Source organism: Candidatus Pelagisphaera phototrophica (genome assembly GCF_014529625.1).
GTDB lineage: Bacteria > Verrucomicrobiota > Verrucomicrobiia > Opitutales > Opitutaceae > Pelagisphaera > Pelagisphaera phototrophica.
The window spans coordinates 1870179-1890928 of sequence record NZ_CP076039.1 but is presented as its reverse complement, the minus strand read 5'-3'; the positions used below and the strand labels follow the sequence as shown (position 1 = coordinate 1890928).

General features: G+C 47.7%; 20 protein-coding genes and 1 pseudogene. 12 read left to right on the top strand and 9 right to left on the bottom strand.

Annotated features, from left to right (window positions below; translation table 11 throughout):
- The first annotated feature begins 121 nt into the window (after nucleotides 1-121).
- The 3 genes and pseudogenes from GA004_RS08100 to GA004_RS08090 form a co-directional block, all read left to right on the top strand.
- Nucleotides 122-778: an HAD family hydrolase gene (locus GA004_RS08100; protein ID WP_283396821.1), complete on the top strand. Its 657-nt coding sequence runs from the start codon at nucleotides 122-124 to the stop codon at nucleotides 776-778.
- An 84-nt stretch (nucleotides 779-862) separates the two neighbouring features.
- Complete coding sequence (locus GA004_RS08095) at nucleotides 863-2017, top strand: iron-containing alcohol dehydrogenase (RefSeq protein WP_283396820.1); 1155 nt, start codon at nucleotides 863-865, stop codon at nucleotides 2015-2017.
- Between the two features lie 105 nt (nucleotides 2018-2122).
- Nucleotides 2123-2396 (top strand): annotated as a pseudogene (locus GA004_RS08090) (aldo/keto reductase); the annotation flags it as partial.
- A gap of 341 nt (nucleotides 2397-2737) precedes the next feature.
- On the opposite strand, the gene GA004_RS08085 reads toward GA004_RS08090, so the two are convergent.
- Nucleotides 2738-4108, bottom strand: a complete 1371-nt coding sequence (locus GA004_RS08085; protein ID WP_283396818.1) for a M20/M25/M40 family metallo-hydrolase — start codon at nucleotides 4106-4108, stop codon at nucleotides 2738-2740.
- Between the two features lie 169 nt (nucleotides 4109-4277).
- A complete protein-coding gene (locus GA004_RS08080; RefSeq protein WP_283396817.1) occupies nucleotides 4278-5702 on the bottom strand; it encodes a hypothetical protein in 1425 nt (474 codons plus the stop codon).
- A 132-nt stretch (nucleotides 5703-5834) separates the two neighbouring features.
- On the opposite strand from GA004_RS08080, the gene GA004_RS08075 reads away from it, so the two are divergent.
- The 4 genes from GA004_RS08075 to hemA all read left to right on the top strand — a co-directional run bounded on the left by GA004_RS08075 (nucleotide 5835) and on the right by hemA (nucleotide 8629).
- Nucleotides 5835-5996 carry a hypothetical protein gene (locus tag GA004_RS08075; protein ID WP_283396816.1) on the top strand — a complete coding sequence of 54 codons (162 nt, stop codon included), beginning with the start codon at nucleotides 5835-5837 and terminating at the stop codon, nucleotides 5994-5996.
- A gap of 7 nt (nucleotides 5997-6003) precedes the next feature.
- Complete coding sequence (locus tag GA004_RS08070; protein WP_283396815.1) at nucleotides 6004-6396, top strand: Co(2+)/Mg(2+) efflux protein ApaG; 393 nt, start codon at nucleotides 6004-6006, stop codon at nucleotides 6394-6396.
- Nucleotides 6397-6716: 320 nt separating this feature from the next.
- Entirely contained in the window at nucleotides 6717-7580 is an 864-nt protein-coding gene (locus tag GA004_RS08065; RefSeq protein ID WP_283396814.1) for a cytochrome C assembly family protein, read from the top strand.
- The gene (gene hemA / locus GA004_RS08060) at nucleotides 7577-8629 is read left to right on the top strand and encodes a glutamyl-tRNA reductase (protein WP_283396813.1); all 1053 of its coding nucleotides are present in this window, start codon (nucleotides 7577-7579) and stop codon (nucleotides 8627-8629) included. Before GA004_RS08065 ends, hemA begins: the two co-directional genes overlap by 4 nt.
- Here hemA and GA004_RS08055 read toward each other — a convergent pair.
- Nucleotides 8616-8858 (bottom strand): hypothetical protein, encoded by a 243-nt coding sequence (locus tag GA004_RS08055; protein WP_283396812.1) that lies wholly within the window; start codon nucleotides 8856-8858, stop codon nucleotides 8616-8618. The genes hemA and GA004_RS08055 overlap by 14 nt on opposite strands.
- A gap of 148 nt (nucleotides 8859-9006) precedes the next feature.
- The gene (locus GA004_RS08050) at nucleotides 9007-9597 is read right to left on the bottom strand and encodes an ATPase, T2SS/T4P/T4SS family (protein ID WP_283396811.1); all 591 of its coding nucleotides are present in this window, start codon (nucleotides 9595-9597) and stop codon (nucleotides 9007-9009) included.
- Between the two features lie 234 nt (nucleotides 9598-9831).
- On the opposite strand from GA004_RS08050, the gene dapA reads away from it, so the two are divergent.
- The 3 genes from dapA to ruvA are packed head-to-tail and all read left to right on the top strand — an operon-like array spanning nucleotide 9832 to nucleotide 12095.
- On the top strand, nucleotides 9832-10746 hold the full coding sequence (gene dapA / locus GA004_RS08045; RefSeq protein WP_283396810.1) for a 4-hydroxy-tetrahydrodipicolinate synthase: 915 nt from the start codon (nucleotides 9832-9834) through the stop codon (nucleotides 10744-10746).
- Nucleotides 10747-10749: 3 nt separating this feature from the next.
- Nucleotides 10750-11475 (top strand): 4-hydroxy-tetrahydrodipicolinate reductase, encoded by a 726-nt coding sequence (dapB, locus tag GA004_RS08040; protein WP_283396809.1) that lies wholly within the window; start codon nucleotides 10750-10752, stop codon nucleotides 11473-11475.
- A gap of 2 nt (nucleotides 11476-11477) precedes the next feature.
- Complete coding sequence (gene ruvA, locus GA004_RS08035) at nucleotides 11478-12095, top strand: Holliday junction branch migration protein RuvA (protein ID WP_283396808.1); 618 nt, start codon at nucleotides 11478-11480, stop codon at nucleotides 12093-12095.
- A 33-nt stretch (nucleotides 12096-12128) separates the two neighbouring features.
- On the opposite strand, the gene GA004_RS08030 is transcribed toward ruvA, so the two are convergent.
- Nucleotides 12129-12824 (bottom strand): hypothetical protein, encoded by a 696-nt coding sequence (locus GA004_RS08030; RefSeq protein WP_283396807.1) that lies wholly within the window; start codon nucleotides 12822-12824, stop codon nucleotides 12129-12131.
- Nucleotides 12821-13423, bottom strand: coding sequence for a sigma-70 family RNA polymerase sigma factor (locus GA004_RS08025; RefSeq protein ID WP_283396806.1), 603 nt, complete (start codon nucleotides 13421-13423; stop codon nucleotides 12821-12823). The genes GA004_RS08030 and GA004_RS08025 overlap by 4 nt, the downstream gene beginning before the upstream one ends.
- 625 nt (nucleotides 13424-14048) lie before the next feature.
- Here GA004_RS08025 and GA004_RS08020 point away from each other — a divergent pair.
- Entirely contained in the window at nucleotides 14049-14807 is a 759-nt protein-coding gene (locus GA004_RS08020; protein WP_283396805.1) for an alpha/beta hydrolase family protein, read from the top strand.
- Between the two features lie 141 nt (nucleotides 14808-14948).
- On the opposite strand, the gene GA004_RS08015 is transcribed toward GA004_RS08020, so the two are convergent.
- The 3 genes from GA004_RS08015 to GA004_RS08005 all read right to left on the bottom strand — a co-directional run bounded on the left by GA004_RS08015 (nucleotide 14949) and on the right by GA004_RS08005 (nucleotide 19567).
- Nucleotides 14949-16970, bottom strand: coding sequence for a TIR domain-containing protein (locus GA004_RS08015; RefSeq protein WP_283396804.1), 2022 nt, complete (start codon nucleotides 16968-16970; stop codon nucleotides 14949-14951).
- A gap of 421 nt (nucleotides 16971-17391) precedes the next feature.
- Complete coding sequence (locus GA004_RS08010) at nucleotides 17392-18834, bottom strand: sulfatase family protein (RefSeq protein WP_283396803.1); 1443 nt, start codon at nucleotides 18832-18834, stop codon at nucleotides 17392-17394.
- 118 nt (nucleotides 18835-18952) lie between these two features.
- A complete protein-coding gene (locus GA004_RS08005; protein WP_283396802.1) occupies nucleotides 18953-19567 on the bottom strand; it encodes a VPDSG-CTERM sorting domain-containing protein in 615 nt (204 codons plus the stop codon).
- Between the two features lie 314 nt (nucleotides 19568-19881).
- Here GA004_RS08005 and GA004_RS08000 point away from each other — a divergent pair, with 314 nt between their 5' ends.
- Nucleotides 19882-20745, top strand: coding sequence for an alpha/beta hydrolase-fold protein (locus GA004_RS08000; protein ID WP_283396801.1), 864 nt, complete (start codon nucleotides 19882-19884; stop codon nucleotides 20743-20745).
- Nucleotides 20746-20750: the final 5 nt, after the last annotated feature.

The following is a 20750-nucleotide window of genomic DNA, read 5'->3' as shown; positions in this document are numbered from 1 at the left end:
CCAAAAGGAGAATCCAGAGTCTGCGAGATGGTCTTTTCATGAGAATCAATGAAATCGGATTTACTCCACTAGGTCACGATAACTGTTGCTTCCTCGGCGGTTTTTTTGACCTATTCTAAGTGTGAGATTCAAAGCAGTGATCTGGGATATGGATGGCCTTCTTCTTGATACCGAGCGAATTTCGCACGAGTCATGGCTCCAAGCCTCTCAGGAATTGGGCCTCGAAATCGACGTAGTCGAGTTCAGAAGGATCATCGGAATGAACGAATCCAGCTTCCGCGAAGCTCTCCACCAAGCAATTGGCGACCAAGTCGATGTCCCGGAGCTAGTCGCGAAGTCTGATAAGATCTACCACCAGAAAATCGCGCACGGCGTTCCAATGCACCAAGGGGCCCGCATTTGCATCGAATGGCTGTCCAACGAGGGAATTCCTCAAAGTGTCGCCACTTCGTCCAGACAGTCGCTCGCGCAAAAGAAGCTCGGGCACCACGATCTGATCTGCCACTTTCACTCTATCGTCAGCGGAGACCAAGTTACAAACGGAAAACCTCATCCCGAAATTTTCATTACTGCCGCAGAACAGATGGGAGTCGACCCGTCAGACTGCCTTGCCTTTGAGGATTCACGTCACGGTATCCACGCCGCGGCCGCTTCGGGAGCTCGCGTGATACTCGTTCCCGATCTCGCCACCCACAACGACGAGAGCAGAGGCCTTGCTCACGAGATCTGGGAGTCCTTAGAGCGAGGCCCAGAAAAGTTTCAAGAGTGGTTTGGCTAATCAATACCTCCCATTAAGAAATCTCGCTAGTCCCGCTACATTGAAGGATTGCACCGCCTCTCAATCAGGCCCTGAATTTTCACAATGAACTTTTCATTCTCGACCGCGAACTCGATTCACTTAGGCGATGGCATTGCAAAGAACCTGTGCAACTTCCTTCCCGAAAGCACAAAGCGGGCGTTTATCCTTACCGGGAAAACACCTGCGAGGCATCAATTTCTAATGGGCAGGCTCGCCGAAAATGATATCGAAACCGCCTTGTTTCCAGTTACATCCGAACCCACAACCTACCTGATTTCTAACGCACTTAAGAACGCGAGAACTTTTCAGCCAGATACGGTCATTGGACTTGGCGGAGGCAGTGTCATCGATACTGGAAAAGCCCTCGCCGCCTTGCTCAACAACGATGGTGAGCTACTAGACTACCTTGAAATAGTGGGGAAAGGAAAACCGCTTTTGCATCCATCAATCCCCTACATGGCGATCCCTACAACCGCTGGCACCGGATCTGAAGTAACGCGAAACAGCGTAATCGGTGTCCCCGACTCTGCCGTTAAGGTGAGCCTGCGCAGTCCGTATATGATTCCACGATGGGCAGTCGTTGATCCGGAGCTCACCTACGACCTCCCGCCAGAAATATCAGCCTACACAGGCATGGACGCTTTCATTCAATGCTTGGAAGCCTATCTTTCACGCGACGCAAATCCATTGAGCGATGGAATTGCTCTCCAAGGGCTCCAAAGGGCTTCTCTTTCCCTTCGAGCTGCTTGCCAACCAAAATTAGATAAGGCGGCCAAATCAGATCTCTGCGTCGCTAGCCTTTGTGGCGGCATCGCTCTCGCGAACGCAAAACTGGGTGCAGTCCATGGATTCGCAGGCCCTATTGGAGGAATGATCGAAGCCCCGCACGGAGCGCTCTGCGCGAGTTTGCTACTTCCCGTTTTAAGGATGAATTATGATATCGTAATGCGACGGGAATCCGACGGAGAGACTTCTAGAAAATTCGACCAAGTCGCTCAGATTTTAACCGGGAACCCGACCGCAAAAGGAAGCTACGCAATTGCCTGGATAGAGTCACTCCTGAAAGATCTCCCCCTAGCACCTCTTAGCGAACTCGGCTTTACCGAGGCGATGATCCCAGAGGCAGTCAAAAAATCCACCCAATCCAGCAGTATGAAAGGGAATCCGATCGATCTCGAAAGTGCGGACCTTCGCGAAATATTGGAAGAATGCCTTTGAGGTAAATCTCTCAGAACTTTGCCTTAAATTCAAAAAGTTCTGTATTCAATTAGTTCCGCCAGTTATGTGTCTACATAGTTTCCTTCTTCCAGTCGATACGAATCCATGACTTACCGCCGTTGTGGCCAAAGCGGGATTCGCCTGCCCGAGCTATCGCTCGGGCTATGGCATAATTTTGGCGGGGACGCTCCAACTGATGATCATCGAGAGATTATTTTCACGGCCTTCGATCTGGGCATCACTCATTTCGATCTGGCTAACAACTCCGGTCCACCCCCCTGTTTTGCCGAACGCAATTTTGGTCAAATTCTGAAGAAGGCACCTAGCCGGATACCGAAACGAACTCATTATCCCTTCTAAAGCAGGCTATAGTATGTGGGACGACCGGTCGTCTCTTTAAATGGAAAAGCCTTTTGGATGGCGTGCCTATCGCGTCTGATAAGTCCCCTCATGACCCGATCGAGGAACGGTGACCTGATGCGGCTCACTATCCTCCGTAACTATCAGAAAAAGAAAATTTCCAACGCAATCCTCACTCACCTTCAAGTCCGCTTTAGAGCAAGAAGTGAGTAACTTTACCTCATTCCTCCACCTCAAGCCCGATGTATGGAAAATAACTAAGCATCCAAGTTCAAAGTGATTCTTATACTCGTATAAAATATTTACACCGTACAGGCTGTGACGAAATAACCTAAGGCAATTGCTAGAATCAATTGAGCCTCAACCCGCCAAGGATCTTAGTATAGATTTCGAAACGCGTATTCCCTTCTTGAGGACATCGATATTCATACTCTCGTTCGGAGCGTGCAAATTGTCTTCTGGAAGGAAGAGCCCTATCATTACACTATCGAGTCCGAGCGTCGTCTTAATGTCTGCGATAATCGGGATGCTTCCCCCTTCTCGGAGGAACAGTGCGGATTTGGGAAACTCTTCCGAAATGGCCACTTTAGCCGCTTCGAATGCTTTCGTTAGGAGCACCGGGGCATTGTCCGGCGAATTCGGTTTTCCAGGAGGAACAACCAAGTAAGGGGCCCCTTGATGACCCATGTCGATTTTGGCCATAATCCCCTCAGGAGTCCGGTCCAAAATCGCCTGCCTAACCAGATCTCCCACTTTCTTTGGATCCTGGTTTCCAACAAGGCGGCAAGAAATCTTGGTCATGGCCTTGGAAGGCACAATGGTCTTGCTTCCCTCTCCTTGGTATCCGCCGCCAATCCCATTAAACTCGAGTGTAGGTAAATAGCGAACTGACTCTTGAGCGGTGTAACCAGACAGTGAATGCAAGGCCTTTACACCGACAAATTGTTTGTAAGCCTCTTCATCACTGCCCAATTGAGCAAGCTCTTCACGTTCCCATTCCTCAACTTCCGTAACTCCATCATAGAATCCAGGTACAGTGACTCGATTGTCACTGTCATGCAAAGAAGCGCAAACTTCACAAAGCGCCTGAACCGGGTTATAAACGGATCCTCCGTGCAATCCCGAATGAAGATCGCTATTCGGACCCGTAAATTCGACATCCATGACCACAATGCCCCTTAGGCCTACCGTAACCACGAGCTGGTCTGCACTGGGGCTTAAGGTGTCTGACAGAAGCACAAGGTCTGCCTGTGAAAGCTCCCCCTTTCGAGATTCGAGAAACGGCAGTAGACTGGGACTTCCGATTTCCTCCTCACCCTCAAACAGAAAGGAAATTCTCAACGGCAGATTCGGATTTTCCTCCAGCAGCTCGGCAACCGCTGCGACATGAGCCATTTGCGGTCCTTTGTTATCGGCCGCTCCACGAGCGTAAATCCTTCCATCACGCTCCACTGGTTCAAAAGGGTCCGAATTCCACAACTCGATAGGATCCGCAGGTTGTACGTCGTAGTGGCCATAGATTAGGATGTGCGGCCAACTGAGGTCCCCCTCCCTCTTGGCCAATAAGATCGGATGCAGATCCGTATCCACGACTTCGACACTGAGCCCCATTTCCGAAAATAGACCAGTCAAAAAGTTCTGGGACGCGGCCATACCCTCCTTGAATTGCGAATCCGTTGAAACACTTGCGTGTCGCAAATGCTCTTTAAGTTTTTCGATAGGGTCGAACATGATAACACCCAAAACTACCCAATCCCGTTTGGCAATTTAGGAATGGGAAGAGAGATAGAATTCATTGGAATCAATCAACCCCCGATTGACGCCCAGGTATTTCATCGAAGGACGAAGGTAGAGACTCTCACCAGCACAACGCAAAAACCGAGATCGGCCGCCACATTGATTAGAAATTAGTGAAGGAAACCCCAGTTGCTACCAATGCCAGTCCGAGTTGATTCGCTCGGTCCACTAATTCTCCTTCTCGCGAGCTGGCAGTTCCCGGATGAACTACGACCGTGACACCAAGCTCTTTGACTTCGGACAAGAGGTCTGGATCTTCGATATCCTCGTCAAACACCAAGATAGAGTCTCCTAGCGATTTTTCGTCTTCACGTAACCGCTGGCTAAATCTCCGTTGATGCGAAAGTCCGGAGGCCTGGGCAATGATCCGCTCACCCTTTACGGCCAAGCAAGAGGTTGATCTTAGATGCCTCGAAATCCTCACCCCGAAAATCATAGTTTCCCAATCGGTTACGAGAGGTTGGTTGGCACTCGGCATTCTCCAGGAAAACGGATTCACCGCCGAACGATTTCGGTCTTGGATCAAAACTCCCCCAACAACCGACCTCAATTCTTGTAGAGCCTCATATCCGAGGCCTTCGCGAGATTCGAGCAATCGAATTCCCTCCAGCGTTTCCCTATTGATAAAAGACGGCGCAACGAAAGTCGCGAATCGAATGGAGTCAATCTTAGCAATATCGGCTCCCTCCAGTGATGCGTTTACCGCTAATGTCGCACCGGCTAGATCCGGTTCAGTCGCCTCGATTGCATGCTCAATTGCGGTTCCCAAGTCATCCGAACTGGCCGCCGACATCAGTTCACTCCTTTGCGTAATAAGCGCGGTCGTCTTCTCAAACTCGCCGATCGCGTAGGCTGCCAGCGAACTGTCCACCACCGCCCGATAGTCAACTTCGGGCCCCGCAACCGTTTCGAAATGATTCGCATACGATCCATAGAGGCCCGCTTTCTGGCGAGGGGTCTCGCCACCGGGAAGCGAATGTGATCGCTTCCAGGAAAAGGTTACCGTCCTTGGTAAGCCGCTAAGCGCGTCGATATCGGGGACCTCGCCCCCTTGGGCTTCGAGATACTGGGCTACCGAGGCATCGAACTGAGATACCGCGTGCAATGCGTTGCAAGCTTGCTCCATCCGAAAAGCAGGGGAAAAACCTCCATCGCCTTTCTCCAAATACCCTGCCGCTAGTGCATAAAGATCCGGATTTCCAAGGACAGTTGTCGAATGAGGCGTTTGGGCAGCCGAGCGAATGAGGTCGGCGATCTCATGATCAAACGCTTGTAGTGCGGTCTTCCAAGATAGGAAATCCCTGCCGACATTTGCAGGATCAAAGTAGTTGGCGACCAGCAGAGAAACTTCGCCATTCTGAAGCTTTTCTCTGGCCTGTTTAAAATCGACTGGTTCGCAGTGATTCAACCCTTCCGGCATGACAGACGACACTTTAAGCAACTGGTACCCATGCAGGTCCCCTAGCTTACGTGAAAGCGAATCGAGCCCGGAAGTATCGCGTGTCGCCAAAAGCGCAATTTTGCCCATGGCAGAAATACCGCCCTAGTTCGAACGGCATTCAATCATAATCGTACTGCAGCTCTACCTCGCCCGTGATACTTCTCACTTTTCTATTTGAATTGCCCTGACCACGGCACGATACGATGCTCGCTTGAATTTATGGCCTTTCATCTGTCAGAACCGCTCACAATTGGAAACCGCGAATTCAGTTCACGACTGCTCATTGGCACCGACAATTTTAGCAGCAAAGAGTGGATGAAAGCCGTCATATTTAAAGAGGGAGACTCGCTGGAAATCGTAAAGATCGTCGCCGGCGGCTAAACGCTACATGAGTCAACAATCGCTAGCCCTCGACGGGCTCAAGGTGACCCTCGACAAGCTGGAATACAACTATGGCAGTTTTGGCACTCCCGATGAAACACCTCATATTTTCGTCTACTATCTAACCATTTCGAACCATTCGGACCGCAGGGTGAAGCTGCTCGGCCGAAAGTGGATTATTTACAAACCCGACGGGGATAAGATGGTCATCGAGGGGGACAAGATCGTAGGCAAAGAACCAGATCTCGTTCCGGGCGAAACTTTCTCCTACAACAGTTTTCATGTGTCAGCGACCGATGCTTCAGCAATGGGCAGTTTCCACGGGGTGGACGATGATGGGATGCGAGTACATGTACAGATTCCTCGGTTTTCCATGCGAGTTCCTGAGCAATCGAGCTAACATCCTCTAGAAAAAGAATGAGTAAATAGCGGAGGCTGCCTTGTGCGGGTGAAATCTGGGCTAGAACTATTGAGCGTCCTTTTTGGTAGATAGGATAAGTGCCGGTCCCTTAGCAGCTTGACCCAAGCCTTTCACATCGTAACAACTCTAATCATTATCTAGATACCTTTCAAAAGGACTGACCATATGGGACAACAACACAGAAAAAAAACGAAGCAAAAGAGGCGTAAAGCCTACCTATCTCGCAAAATTGAGCGGGAGCAGAAAGCTGCGAGAAAAAGCAAGTAGGAGAAAACTCCCAATCTCGCTGAACGTTTGCCATGAGTCTTCTCGGAATTGAGGACCGCCAGTGGATTTTCCTAGCGACTGTTGTTTTTGTCGTTGCCGCAGCGCTAAGGACTTATACTGCACTTAAGTTGCATCGAAAAGCGAAGCGGCCCTCCACGCTCGTGCTCGTTAGCTTAGGCTGGATCCTTCAGACGATCGGCCTTTACACACGCGGTCTCGAATATGGGGGCTGCCCACTTTCGAACCGCTTCGAGCTAGTCCAGTTCATGGTATGGTCCGCAATCGCTCTTTACATCTTTGTCGGACCCGCTTTCCGCGTCAGTTTTCTGGGGATGTTTACATCCACCTTCGCAAGCGTTTTCTCTATACTTTCACTTACAGTCCGATCTTGGGATAGTCCATCGCGTGTAACGATTTTTGGAGATTCCCCCTGGATTGAGACGCACGCTGCCCTCGCCCTTTTCAGTTACGGAGTATTTGGGATTCTAGCGCTTACCTCCGTCATGTACCTCCTGCAAAGCAGGAGTTTGAAGCAAAAGAAGATGGGGGGTCTTTTCCCCTACATGCCTTCGATATTCGAGCTAACCCAGATCAACTTCCGCCTGCTCGCCATCGGTTTTTTCATACTGTCCGCGTCACTTGCAATCGGAGCGGTTTACTGGTTTCGTGAAACCGAATCCGTGGATCTTTCCAAGCTAGGCACTACCATTGTCGTCTGGTTCGCATACGGAATCCTAATCCTATTGAGATCCCGCCAGACACTTTCCTACAAGCAATATTCCTGGACCTGCATCGCCGTATTTGCCACAGCCCTCTTGTCGCTTGAGGCAGTTGATCAACCCAAAGCAAAGGAGTCGCTCCTTCTAGATAGCACGCCACCTGCTAGATCTCCATGAGTACGTATCAAGGTGAACTATTGCTTATAACCATCAACCATGAAACCGTATCCTTGGAGAAACGGGAGCGGTATTCACTGGGTGATGCACAAATAAAGATGCTTTACGAAGCCTTGCATCGTTCACCATTACTAGAAGAATCTTTGATTCTGAATACATGTAATCGGTTCGAGCTTTATTCGAAAACGAGCGACCCAAAAAATGGCGGTGCCATCGCATTCAAAACGTTGGCCTCATTTTATAACGTTCAACGAGAAGAAATCGAATCCCACGCTAGAATTCGATTTGGGCAGGAAGCGATAAAACATTTAATCGAAGTTTCCGCCGGACTTCGGTCGCAAATCACCGGAGAGGCTGAGATATTCGGACAAGTTAAAAAGGCCTATGCCACCTGCCAGCGTCTTGGGTACTCAGGACGATTGATTAATCGCATGGTCCAGAAAGGATTCCAAGCCGCGAAGCTGATTCGCCACTCAACTCAAATCGGCGAGGGTCAAATTAATATTTCCAATGTGGCAGTGGATCTTTCTCTGAAAATATTCGGATCGCTCAAGAACACCTCAGCTCTCGTTGTCGGAACCGGCGAAATCGGGGAAAAGACTGCTAAAGCATTGAAAAGCCGAGGAGCCAGCAACTTCGGCGTCGCTAGTCACCATTCAGAACGGGCCAATGAGATCGCGGACAAATGGGGAGGAAATCCGCATGCATTAGGCGAACTGGAAACTTATCTGAACGACTACGATATCATTATTTCTTCTACCGAAACGGACTCCCCTTTGCTAGACGCAAGATCCCTTGCAAAGCACATGGACGCCCGAAAGAACCGGCCCCTTTTTCTCATAGATCTCGGACTCCCGAGGAATATGGACGCCTCCTGCCAAGAGATTGAAAACGTCTACCTCTACAATCTAGACGATCTCGCAAAAATCGCAAAGGACAATTTAAGCGAAAGAAGAGCTGCCATCAAGCACAGCGAAAAAATCGCGGCTCAGAAGTCGGCTTCCATTTGGCAGATGCTTGAAAGCAGAGGTATCGTCAATTTCCAATAATGCGGCTTCCTTCGCCAAGGAGGATCCCCTTTATATTCATTTCGAGAGCCTGGCGGTTCGGAGACTTTTTAAGCGCGTCCCACTTGCTGATCTTTACCTCCTTCACTAGTCGGAACAGGTCCTTATTGAAGGAACGATATCCCGTTTCAGAGGAGACCTCTAGAAGCGCTTGGATCTTATCAAATTTGCCCTCCTTGATCGTGCTGCGAACAACCGAGTCCGCCACCATGATTTCTTACACGGGAACGCGGCTATCCTCTTCAAGCGAAGGAAGTATTTTTTTGTACAATTACGCATCGGAGTGAATCGGAAAGCTCGCGCTAAACAAGTTCCTGCTTTTCCTGCGGAAAATATTCGAAAAGCCTAAGAATCGCCTGCTACGCACTGGCCGCGAGAAGTGTAGTGAAAACAAGGTGACCCGTCTCCGCAGCAGACATAGCCGTATCGAAAGTGCCCGCTTCAAGCGTCTCCCCCATAATAATAATGTAGGGATTCTTAAGCAGCACCGCACGAAGGGCCTTTTTGAAATTTAGCGTATCCATGCCGATCTCTCTTTGGTTGAACACGCTTTGATGGTCGATGAAGTTGTACTCAACTGAGTCTTCCAGAGAGACCACATGCTTTTCCGCCGTGTGGTTCAAATGATTCAGAAGACAAGCCATCGTGGCGCTCCTTCCCGATCCACTAGCGCCACAGAGTAGAACGATCCCATCCTTCGCTTCGATAAACTGGGTGAGAGTCTTCTTGTCTAGATTCAGCTCTTCAAAATTTGGGATCTTGCTTTTGATATGGCGGAACACAATGGAAACGGATCCACACTGCAAAAAGGCGTTCACACGATAACGACCCGCTTGGACGAGAAAGTACGCAAAACCGACCTGTCCTTCCATATCCCAAACCTCGCGAAAGTTGGAAGGTAAGCTCTCTTCCACAAATGCGAGGGCGTCTTCCCCTTCGATGGAAGGCATGTCAACTTCTTCTAGCCCCCATTTATTCGCGATAAAATTGGCTTGTCAGACTTTATAACTATGTCACTCGCTCCATTTTACACGGTGAGCAGCAATAGTTCATCGAATATTTCTAAGGACATCGTTTTGTTTTTACTAAGTTTTGATAATTCTAACCTTTGAGGACCTAAATAGTTGACCGAGTATATAAATCATATTGGAACTCGGAACCCCCCTCCTATACTGCGATGAAAAATGACTGATACACGATTCACAGGATCCATCACTGCGATGGCCACTCCGTTTAATGACGATGGCACGCTCGCAATCGAAGATCTACAAAAGTTTGTCGAACGGCAAATTTCAGGTGGCATCCAAGGTTTGCTGCCCATGGGAACCACTGGCGAGTCCCCCACCCTTAATCATGAGGAGCATGGTGAGGTGGTTGAAATCGTAGTAGAATCCGCCAAAGGCCGTCTGCCCGTTATCGCAGGCTCCGGATCCAACTCTACTCGGGAAGCGATCTCTTTGACAAAGCATGCTGACGCCGCAGGTGCTGACGGCACGCTGCACGTAACCGGCTATTACAATAAGCCCACCCAGGAGGGAATTTTTCAACACTTCTCGGCAATCGCCCAAGAAACGGACAAGCCGATTATTCTCTACTCAATTCCGGGTCGTTGTATCGTTGATATTTCAATCGCGACTGTGGAAAGGCTCTTGTCGAAGCATCCGAACATTCGCCACATTAAGGAGTCCGGCGGAGAAGTAAGCAGAGTCGATGAACTCAAATCCGCGCTAGGGGACGACATCACAGTCCTCAGTGGCGATGATGGACTTACTCTTTCGTTCATAGCATCTGGAGCCGATGGAGTCATTTCAGTAGCGTCCAATGTTCTACCTGCAGAAGTGACTGAGCTTGTCACTACCGCATTGAGTGGAGACCTGAAAGGAGCGTCGGAGGTTCACCGCGAGCTGTATCCATTATTCAGAGATCTTTTTATTGAGCCGAGTCCTGTTCCTGTGAAGATCTGTCTTAAAAAGCTCGAAATCTTTTCCACCGACCGCGTTCGCCTACCCCTTTGCAACGCAAGTCCAGAAAACCGGCAAACAATATTGGAAAGCCTCTCGTCCGTAATCGCTAATGCGAACGCAAACCAAATCGCTTAGAACATGAACATTTGCATCAACGGATTTAAAGGTCGGATGGGTGCCGCGATTGCGGATGAAGCCGCGAGTTCGGGTCACACAATCACAGGGGAAGTGGATATCGGAGACGATCTAAAGGCAGCGCTTAGCGACTCTGATGTCGTGATCGACTTTTCCTTTCACACCGTCACGCAAAGCGTTTTCGAAGCTGCTGCGGAGTTAGGTAAAGTCGTGATCTGCGGAACGACGGGTCACACCCAGGAACAGCGTGCGAAATTGCTTAAAATCGCCCAAGCTATGCCCACTGTCTGGGCAGGAAACTATTCCATTGGAGTCAACCTGCTCTGCTACCTTACAGAAAAGGCCGCGGAAATTCTGCCTCTATCGTGTAACGCGGAGATCACCGAGATGCATCACAACATGAAAAAGGACGCTCCCAGTGGAACGGCCCTCATGCTAGCCGAATCCGTACTGGGGCCACGCAACCTCAGCTACGACGATCTTCAAAACGGCCGCGAAGGAATTCTAGGAGAACGCGGAGAGCGAGAGGTTGGCATGCACTCACTTAGAGGCGGTGACGTAGTGGGCGATCATAGCGTCATATTCGCGGATATCGGAGAGAGAGTCGAACTCATTCACAGGGCATCCAGTCGCACAATTTTTGCTCGCGGCGCCATTAGAGCCGCTGAGTGGGCATTCGGTAAAGAAGCCGGCGTATACTCTATCCGGGATGTTCTCGGACTTAAGTAGGCATGATTGTCCTTATTGAAGGCAAACTGCTCAAAGCAACACCTCTTTCAGCGATTATCTCTGCAGGAGGAATTGGATACGCAGTCAATATTCCCGTTACCACAGCTGAGAAGCTTCCTCAAAATGGGGAGATCGTAATCCTCCACACGCACGCAGTTTACCGCGAAGACTCGCAAGCGCTCTACGGATTTTGGGAAGAAAATGACCGCGACTTTTTTGCGCTTGTAATCGAGAAAGTTTCCGGTGTCGGACCCAAAGTGGCAATCAGCCTCATGAGCAAGCTTCCCCTCGGAAATCTCATTTCTGCGATTTCCAGCGAAGACGCAAATCTCCTCGCAAAAACACCGGGGATTGGAAAAAAGACCGCAGAGAGGATTATCATAGAGCTTAAGGACAAGCTCACTATTTTTGCTTCAGCTAGCCAATCGATAGACCTAACCTCAGGAAACCAGTCTGTATCCGCCGAATCAGAGGAATCATCTAAACTCGAAGATGCGGCTCTAGCCCTCCAAGCACTTGGCTACAAGCAAATCGATGCCAAAAAAGCGATTTCCAAAGTAGTTGAGAAACTCGGTCCCAACGTTAGTACCGAAGCGATGATAAAAGCCGCACTGGGCTAGCATCAGATAACCTATCCAAAAGGCGTAGGCTACCTACTTCATATTTTTGCGGCTATCTCGTACGGTAGCTTTTTCAAAACTAGTCCCCAAAGAAAAGGCCGCTTTAGAAAAGCTGAGAGGAGCAGAGTTCATTTCGTTGAAGGCATTAAAAGGATCCTGTAGTTCTAACGCTCCCAGATCCAAAAGTTCTTCCGAAAAAAGATTCACAGCATTCAATCCGTACTGGTCCTGCGAAGGGCTTAAGACGAGTCGATCGTTCCTGTTTCCAGTATTCTCGCTTCTCAAATTGCCAAAGCTAGAAACTCCTACGTATTCACTTCGTGGTTGCTCATTCACCTTGAAGAATCGCGGGGTCGCCACTTCAGACGAGGCAATTTCAGGAAAGAAAAGCGTGCTGCCACCCGAGGGTCCACTTTGAACGATCGCAGGCGGCGCAGTCGGACCATCCAGCATGGGCAACAGATTTCTACCCGCCATTCCTAGAAGCGCAAATGCCGCCGCGAGTCCACCCACAGCGTAAGCGACCTGCTTGAAACTACGCTTGCTTCTTCTCGCCTCGAAGGAATCTCCGAGAAGAGAGCACGCTTTATGTATGCGACAGTGGTCGAGAAATACCTTTTGCCGCTCCAGATTCATCCGAGTCTCCTCCATAAGATCAGAAAGATCCCAAGAACAGATTTCGTCGTCCAAGTACAGGTTCACCAACTCTGTGAAGCGCTTTTTATTCATAAAAGTTCATTTCCGAGCCGATCACGCAAGCTTTCGCGGGCTCTGGCGATACGGCTTTTGACCGTGCCGATACTAATTCCCAATTGATCGGCAATCTCCTCGTACGAAAGGCTTTTGACGTTCCTAAGCACAAGAACCTCTCGATGTTTGACGTTCAAAAGCTCCATCGCGGCCGAAACACGTTCCTGGAATTCATTAGTGACGGCGATATTTTGAGGCGTCTCGATGTCAGCCTGGAAAATTTCCGCCAGCGTCGTGTCTGAATCTCCTCCGACCTTCTGGTCGAAAGACACAGACTTATCCCGCTTTCTCCGAAACCAGTACCAGTACCGATTCCGAGCCAAGTTCGTCGCTATCTGATAGAGCCAGGTCGAAAAACTGGAATCCCCACGAAAGTTTTCCAGCCCACGGTGGGCCCTAATAAACGCGTCTTGGGTTACTTCTTCCGCATCCTGCGAATTTCTAAGCAGTTGCAGAACCATTGCATAGATCCGATCCCAATAACGGCTTACCATCTCCTCGAAGGCAGCCTCGTCCCCGTCTTTGAACCGTGCAACAAGTACTTTGTCCAAGGCTACTTCCTGCGCTTTAGTTGACATAGCAATTTGGCCTTTCTGACGTCTCTCTTTGATTAAAGTTCCCAACTTTTTCCTCCTATCCCTTTTTCCCGTGAACTGACTTTTTCGAGCGTTTCTCGTTTTGAAATTCGCCTTAAACCAAAGATGTACACCCTTAAGACGCACCCTGTTGGCACTTCATTCAATATATCTACCCACTAATACGCACAGAAATCATTTCCGGTTGCTAAAATCACTCCCCCAAAGAGCCCTTTCCTGTCCAATACTGATCCAGAATATGCTCGGTACATAGCTCTGAACTTAATCCAATCGGAATTCGTACCACTCTAGGAACAATAAAACCGCCAATTGGCGGTTGGGGGGAACTGGTGGGTCGACTGGGACTCGAACCCAGAACCAATTGCTTAAAAGGCCAAGAAATTAGCGTTTAACTACGTCTCAGCTTTTTTAAACTTTTTGACCTTCAGTAGTTTAAAAAAACGTTCCTAAAGAATCTACAACCTCCAGAAACAAGCTTAAAAGGTAGAACTCGGCTGATGTTGAAGATTAGGGATACATTTGGGGGATACATTTTGGCGGCCCTCAGACCAATTGTCTATTGATGAACTAGTTCGCTTTAACCTAAAGTAAGTTCTATCGAAGAATTATGAAGTTACAGTTTAAAATCATAATAGCCGTCAGCTTGATAATCTCCAGTAACAGCTACTCTAGCTTAAAGATTCTTTGCCTTCATGGCGGCGGTGGAAGTGCAGCGTCTTTCAATGCCATGCCTGGTATGCAGGATTTGATAGATGAGTTGCCTCAACTTGAATTTTTATTCGTTGACTCGCCCCTGCCATCTGGAATTTGGTACGACGACCCACCGTCCAAAGAAAATCCGACGCAAGATCGCTCTTGGGCAAATGATTCGATACTATTTTTAGATTCTTTCGTCGAAGCTAATGGTCCATTTTACGGGCTCTTGGGTTATTCCCAAGGAGTACCGATGGCCCTTGTATACTTGGCTCAGTCGGAAACGCATTTTGATAAGATTTTCCTTTTTAACGGCTACCTTCCTGAAACACATTTGGGATTATTAGAGCTGATCGATGAGGCGAAGCCTTTTGAACAACAAACAATGATCTTCTTAGCACGAAACGACATCTTCTTCGAGTTGGGTCTATCCCTTAAATCAAAATTTGCCAATTTCACAGAAATCATCAGCGAAAGTTCAGGGCACTTCTTGCCACAAAAGTCTGATTCTGTATTCACAGATACTATACAATTCTTTAATGCAGAAACCTCTCTCCGCAACTATAAGTTACGGATTTTCAGCAGTCAAAATATGCTTGATTGGAACCTGATAAACGAGACTTCCGTTAACTCCGATCATGAAATACTATTTTTGAAGGCAGAAATCGAATGATAGTTTCCTCAGTTCCGCACGAGTTTTTACCCAATTTTTGAGATGACGGTTACGGAAACCATAAATTACTCACCCAGCAGCTTGGGGGTGATTTCGTAACTATCATTTTTAGGGAAAAACTGGAGTTTATGACAAGTACTCTTAGAACTGATAAAGCGGATGGTTGATGTCCCTAAAGAGCTCTCGAAAACGTGACTGCTTCTGATATTTTTTTGTCGAAGGTATAACCGATGTAAATAACACTACTCCCTCTTTCGCTTCGATTCCTTTTTGAAGCCACGGATAAGCGAGATCTTCCCTTCCCATCATAAAATATAATTCCGCGAATCTTGCTTTGGCTAGTGAATCAGGAAAACGAGCGTGCAGTTCGATCAGCTGATCCTTCGCTAATTCACGGTTGCCCGCAGCCCAATGAACGCTGAAAAGAGCTGATCGAATCAATGGCTGATCTGGATAAACCTCGATCGCTTCGTTTAGGTACTTTATTGCACTTGGTGAGGTATCTGCAAGCAGCCAAGTGTATTTTGTGAGGATAGCCGGCGGAAAATACGGATCAAACCTAAATTGCTCTTCAACAGCCTTTAGTGCCATGCCCCTTTCGCCTGCACACCAATAAGCAATTGCGAGCCCATTTTTGATAATCATTGCGTTTGGATCCAACTGCGTGCCTTTTATTAGAATCTCAATAGCCTCATCAGATCTTCCTATGTGGTTGAGGAAGTTTCCGTACCAATGATATGCCGTCGCATAGTTGGGATTAATTTGGAGAGCTGTTTCGAATTTTTTTTCGGCAAGACTGAAGTTATGCTCGTACATCGATAATACGAATGCTAGCGAAACATAAGCTTCAGCACCTCTGGGATTTATCTCGATTGCTCTTTCGGCGTATTCCTTAGCTTTTGGCATTACATCGTCAGGTGCACCAAAGTTGTAGATTTGAAGCATTGCGTAGGTATCAGCTAAACCAGCATAAGGGGCGGCGTAGCTTGCATCCAGATTAATTGCTTTCTCGAAATGTAGTACGGCATTCTCAAAACCTTCTTTGTTTCTTCTGTTCCATTCGCGCCGACCTATTTGATATTCTTTCTGAGCCTCTTGGATCTCTGTTTCTTTTTGAGAAAGTTGCTGTTTTTCGGCTGCATCCAAACCGCCTTTGAGCTCAAACGCCAACTGGGTCGCAATTTCGTTTTGTAGATCGAGGAATTCGACAAATGATCTCTTAAATGTTCCTGCCCAACTGAGAGCCTCAGTGTTCGCATCAATTAATCGAATATTGACTTGGACAACTTCGCCACTGATCTGGACTTCTCCAGTAACGATTGTTCCAACTCTTAGAGCTTTACCAATTTCATTTGCAGAAAGCTCAGTATCCGCAAACCGTCGGGCCGATTCGTTTGCAATAACAACTAGACTTCGCAATGGCTGCAACTTGCTAGTCAATGTCGACACAAGTCCGTAGCCAAGATCGTTTATATCTGGGGACCCAAGCGTTTTAAAAGGCAAAACAACCAATCGGTTTGTGTCTAACGGTTGGGCTGTTTCGAAAGACTGATTTTGCGTTTCTGCTTCAGCTCCCTTGTTGACCTCTCCAATTCTTCCAGAGAAAAGTAAGGCGATTACAACCGACGTCAAACCGGCTATAGCCAACGCAAATTTACCCTTCGTAAAAATACGTTTTTTAATCGTTCGACTATTTCCTGAATTAGTCTCCCGCACTTTGTGGTGGCTAGTCGTAGTATTTCCCCTAGCTCCTCCGATTACATCCACTCCAAGTGTTTTTAATGCTCTGATTACTGATTGCTGACTAGCGTCCTTATCGTCCTCAAAGAAATCAACTCGTTGAATGCCCGCTAGCTGATAAGCCATCGACTCCGGGATGTCCGCTTTTTCCAAAAAAACGGGTAAAATACGCTTTCTCCCTTCTGAAGCTAAAGCCACTTCTTTTGCGACGTTTTCTGATCCGGCCGAGTTTTTCGAAATGGCTAGAATAAACACTTTGCAATCGCGAATCGCCGCTACGATTTCTTGGCTCCACATAGCGGCGCCTTCGATACCCACTTTATCGATCCAAACCGACACCCCCTGTGCACTTAATCGATCAACTAAGTCCAATACCCTTTTTCGATCTTGAGATGCATAACTGACGAAAACTTGAGAATTCATGGTTGAATATTTTAAGCTATAGCTTTATTTTAAAGTATACGATCAATTTAAATTTGACTGAATTATAGCCTTTGCTCGTCCAGCTCTCTCATTTATTGGTTTAAATGGAGCCGTCCATAGGAATCGCACCAACGACCTATTCGTTACGAGTGAATGTAGTTGATGTTCTAATAAGTTTAATTTGGTCCTAGTTCGCTCTTTCCCAAAGGGTTACAAAAACCTAAGGAACCATTAATGAACAGCCAAAAACGTAGATAAACCCTAGTTTTTGCCCAATTTTTGAGATGACGGTTACGGAAACCTAGCTTCCCAAACTGGGACACATCGTAGGCCTTGTCACCGATGTCGATTAACCGCTCTCCTTCATAGATCTAATATTGAGAGGACTCCAGAAGCCTATCTGTTTTCAAAAGTTTCGGCTTTAACGCAGTAAAGTGGAGCTCCTCCCCGCTCTGAGAAGGTTCATCAAACGTTCCTTCATCTTTTTTACTCGCTCATTCTGTTCTGCAGCGAGATTCCTCTCTTCTCTCGGGTCTGTCAGCAAATGGTAAAGTTCGCAATTTGCTGAGAGCCAAGGCTCTTCTCCTTGCCAAACCGTTGGCTTTAAAAAATGAAGCTTCCAGCTCCCTTGCCGAAAAGCTAGGGTTCCATCGTTTGTCTGTAAAATAACTTCGGCTCTAGGCTTCTCAATCTCCTTTCCTAGCATCACAGGACTCAAATCAAAAGAATCTTTTCCTGCTTGAAAAGGAATTCTCGTATTCAACAATCCAGCACAAGTAGCCAATGTATCTGCTAGCGTAATTAATTGATCACTCTCACTGCCTGCAGCAATTCTCCCCGGCCAACGAACTATGTATGGCACCCGATGGCCACCCTCAAAGTTCGATCCCTTACTTCCTCTTAACATCCCATTGGTCAGGTGCCCAAACTTCTTGTTTGCATCAGCCTTCGCTGTCTTCGCTTTTTCTCTAACACCTTTAGAAGAGTCATACAAACTGAGGTTGATTCCTGCCGTTCTGTGATCCCTTGGTGAGCCTCCATTGTCACTTGAAAAGAAAAGAATAGTATTCTCGTCAATACCAAGCTCTTCAAGTGTGTGCATGATCTCACCGACATGGAAGTCTAACTCGTTAATGTAGTCCCCCAGTTGACCAATCTCGCTGCTTCCACGGAACTTCTTGTGAGGGGTAATGTGAGTGTGCGTAGCGGTAAAAGCAAGATAGAGAAAAAAGGGATGATCGTGGTTCTCTCTTATAAAGGCGATACCCTGCTCGGTTAGTGTACTCTCCACAAGGTCATCAAAGCGAATCTGAGTTAGCTGTTCAACCGCTGGTTTGCCAGGAAGTTCGTCGACACCATCTTTCAACCACAGCAGGCTATGGTTTTCAACGTAGGTCTTGAAGCCATCGTTATGGTTGGTAGGCAACGCAAAATGATAATCAAAGCCAATCTCATTTGCGCTCGGCTTAATTTCTCCCGCCCAGTTAGTGACTCCACCCTCACCTCCATAACCCAAGTGCCATTTGCCGATATGAGCAGTTCGGTAGCCCTGTTGCTTAAAAAATTTGGGAAGCGAGAGTTCATTCTCTCTTATAGTAAGTGGAGTTGTGGCGTTCACGGCTTCGCTTCTTAAAGGACCGCGGCAGGGGTAAGAACCAGAAATCAAAGAATAACGTGAAGGCGAACAAGTAGCACCAGGCGAATATGCTTGATTGAACTTGATACCCTCAAGTGCCAAACGATCGATATTGTTGGTCGTTACCTTCGAGGGAGGATAGAAGCATTTGATGTCGCCAATACCGACATCATCGGCCAAAATAAAAATAACGTTTGGTGAGCTCTCTTCTTCATTGGCCTTAAGCATTGAAGAGATAAGTATAAGGATTCCTATTATGGTAGCGTCCCGAATCATGCTTTGCCGAACAAACCAAGTCCGCGATTAATGGCAAGGGCGAACGGTGTTAGGGTTTTTTGAGAAAACCTTAACCTAGCCTGCGTCTCGCTAAAGCTAGAGCCGTTACAGCAACTCCAAGAAGAGCCGCTGTGGAGCCTGTATCGGGGGCATCGATAGCGTATGATTGCACAACCCAAGCTGCATCGGTTCCATCAGCCATCGACGGAGTGGTGGTCAGGGAGTTTGTAGATATACCAGAGAATTCAACCCATCCTACTAAACTGCCACTTGTAACTCTTGTACCATTAATGCTTACGCCCCCGGATGAAGCGGTTGGAGTGATTCCGAAGTCTAGACTTGCGCCACCGTCATTGTCGTTGAGCATATAAAATCTGATGCTCGTAATGAGGGCGTTGAAATTGATGGTGAATGTTCCACCGAAAGTATGCAGCCGGTCAGTAGAGCCGCCAAACCCCTCGAAGAGACCGTTGGTCGTCGTACGATATGCCGCCGTCTGGAATCCAGAAGCTCCTGTATTATTTATGGACCACCCGACGCTATTGCTTGTGCCTTGGGCGGACCTATAGAAAATGGAATTCAAGTCGCCCACTGACGTGACATCGAAATCTGTAACTGATACCGCCTGTGCATAGACGGGAATGAAAGTGCAAACGAGGCTAAGTTTGATAGTATTTACGAACATCCACAATGAAAATATGCTAGCGATGTTAAGGGTTAAAGCAAGGCCAAATTACCCCTTGTCGCGCTGTCAGGGATTCTTGCATAATCTCCAAAACTGCCATTCATTGATTTGTGGTTTTTGCATTCAAAGCTCTCCTTGTCCTTTCATTTTCATTGTCAGTCGGCTGCTCAAAACACTCAACGGAGCCAAAGGAGGAAGAGCCAATGCCCACGCCCCTTTAAAGGCCTAGACTCCCCATTTGTTTTCGAATAAAGCCACAGCTTCTTCCGAAAAAATTTGTGCTTAGGTGGTGCCTCCATTAATCTAGAGACTTTATGAATTACGCAAAGTTGAACCTGTTGGCGTGTTCTGTATTCGCGTCTCTCACTTACGGTTCCGAGGAAACTTTTGAAATCAATACGAAATTAGTACCCAGCTCGGTAATGGTTTCTGTTGTAACTCCGCCTGCTTTCGCCCTAGAGAAAGATGAAAATCATTTGATTCTTTGGCTGCATGGCAATGGTCAGGATAACTCTTATTTGAATCGGAAACTTAAACCAGTACTAGAAAAGTTTTGGGCGAAAAACGCCCTCAGTTCTTTGATCGTTGCCGTACCATCTGCTCGAAGGTCTTTCTACATGGACTACAAAGACGGCTCAGAAAAATGGGAGACCTTCATCATGGAGGAGCTTATTCCTCACCTGAGACAAAAATATCGATTAAAGGCCGAAGCGAAGACACTTATAGGAGGCTATTCGATGGGAGGCATGGGAAGTCTCAGAATGGCATTTAAATATCCCGAAAAGTTTGGAGCAATCGCGGCGATCGCTCCAGCCATCGAACCAGCTTACAAGTTTGTGAAAATAAAATCGATGGATAGGGAACATCGATCTGTCGAGGTCTACGAGGAGAAATTCGGACAGCCTTTTGATCACAAATACTGGCGAAAAAACCACCCACCCTCGATCGCTAAACAAAATGCCGACTTTATAAAAAGTTCCGGGCTAAGGATATATTTTGAGGTAGGCGGAGATGACGAATTCGGACTCGATCGGGGTGCATATTTTCTACACCGCACATTACTCAAAAACGAGGTAAGCCATGAGTACCGTCGTGTTTTGGCGGCTGGCCACAGCGACGGCACTCTCAACGCTCGCTTGGCGGATGCATTTGCCTTCCTGAAAAGGATTGGCTATTAATTTAA

Bases quoted from the DNA above. Each gene is read 5' to 3' on its own strand.
- GA004_RS08005 (WP_283396802.1), bottom strand. From the start codon at position 19,567: ATGTTCGTAAATACTATCAAACTTAGCCTCGTTTGCACTTTCATTCCC.
- GA004_RS08020 (WP_283396805.1), top strand. From the start codon at position 14,049: ATGAAGTTACAGTTTAAAATCATAATAGCCGTCAGCTTGATAATCTCC.
- GA004_RS08055 (WP_283396812.1), bottom strand. From the start codon at position 8,858: ATGGTGGCGGACTCGGTTGTTCGCAGCACGATCAAGGAGGGCAAATTT.
- dapB (WP_283396809.1), top strand. From the start codon at position 10,750: ATGAACATTTGCATCAACGGATTTAAAGGTCGGATGGGTGCCGCGATT.
- GA004_RS08095 (WP_283396820.1), top strand. From the start codon at position 863: ATGAACTTTTCATTCTCGACCGCGAACTCGATTCACTTAGGCGATGGC.
- ruvA (WP_283396808.1), top strand. From the start codon at position 11,478: ATGATTGTCCTTATTGAAGGCAAACTGCTCAAAGCAACACCTCTTTCA.
- GA004_RS08085 (WP_283396818.1), bottom strand. From the start codon at position 4,108: ATGTTCGACCCTATCGAAAAACTTAAAGAGCATTTGCGACACGCAAGT.
- GA004_RS08070 (WP_283396815.1), top strand. From the start codon at position 6,004: ATGAGTCAACAATCGCTAGCCCTCGACGGGCTCAAGGTGACCCTCGAC.
- GA004_RS08080 (WP_283396817.1), bottom strand. From the start codon at position 5,702: ATGGGCAAAATTGCGCTTTTGGCGACACGCGATACTTCCGGGCTCGAT.
- GA004_RS08010 (WP_283396803.1), bottom strand. From the start codon at position 18,834: ATGCTTAAGGCCAATGAAGAAGAGAGCTCACCAAACGTTATTTTTATT.
- GA004_RS08065 (WP_283396814.1), top strand. From the start codon at position 6,717: ATGAGTCTTCTCGGAATTGAGGACCGCCAGTGGATTTTCCTAGCGACT.
- GA004_RS08075 (WP_283396816.1), top strand. From the start codon at position 5,835: ATGGCCTTTCATCTGTCAGAACCGCTCACAATTGGAAACCGCGAATTC.
- GA004_RS08025 (WP_283396806.1), bottom strand. From the start codon at position 13,423: ATGTCAACTAAAGCGCAGGAAGTAGCCTTGGACAAAGTACTTGTTGCA.
- dapA (WP_283396810.1), top strand. From the start codon at position 9,832: ATGACTGATACACGATTCACAGGATCCATCACTGCGATGGCCACTCCG.
- hemA (WP_283396813.1), top strand. From the start codon at position 7,577: ATGAGTACGTATCAAGGTGAACTATTGCTTATAACCATCAACCATGAA.
- GA004_RS08030 (WP_283396807.1), bottom strand. From the start codon at position 12,824: ATGAATAAAAAGCGCTTCACAGAGTTGGTGAACCTGTACTTGGACGAC.
- GA004_RS08015 (WP_283396804.1), bottom strand. From the start codon at position 16,970: ATGAATTCTCAAGTTTTCGTCAGTTATGCATCTCAAGATCGAAAAAGG.
- GA004_RS08050 (WP_283396811.1), bottom strand. From the start codon at position 9,597: ATGCCTTCCATCGAAGGGGAAGACGCCCTCGCATTTGTGGAAGAGAGC.
- GA004_RS08000 (WP_283396801.1), top strand. From the start codon at position 19,882: ATGAATTACGCAAAGTTGAACCTGTTGGCGTGTTCTGTATTCGCGTCT.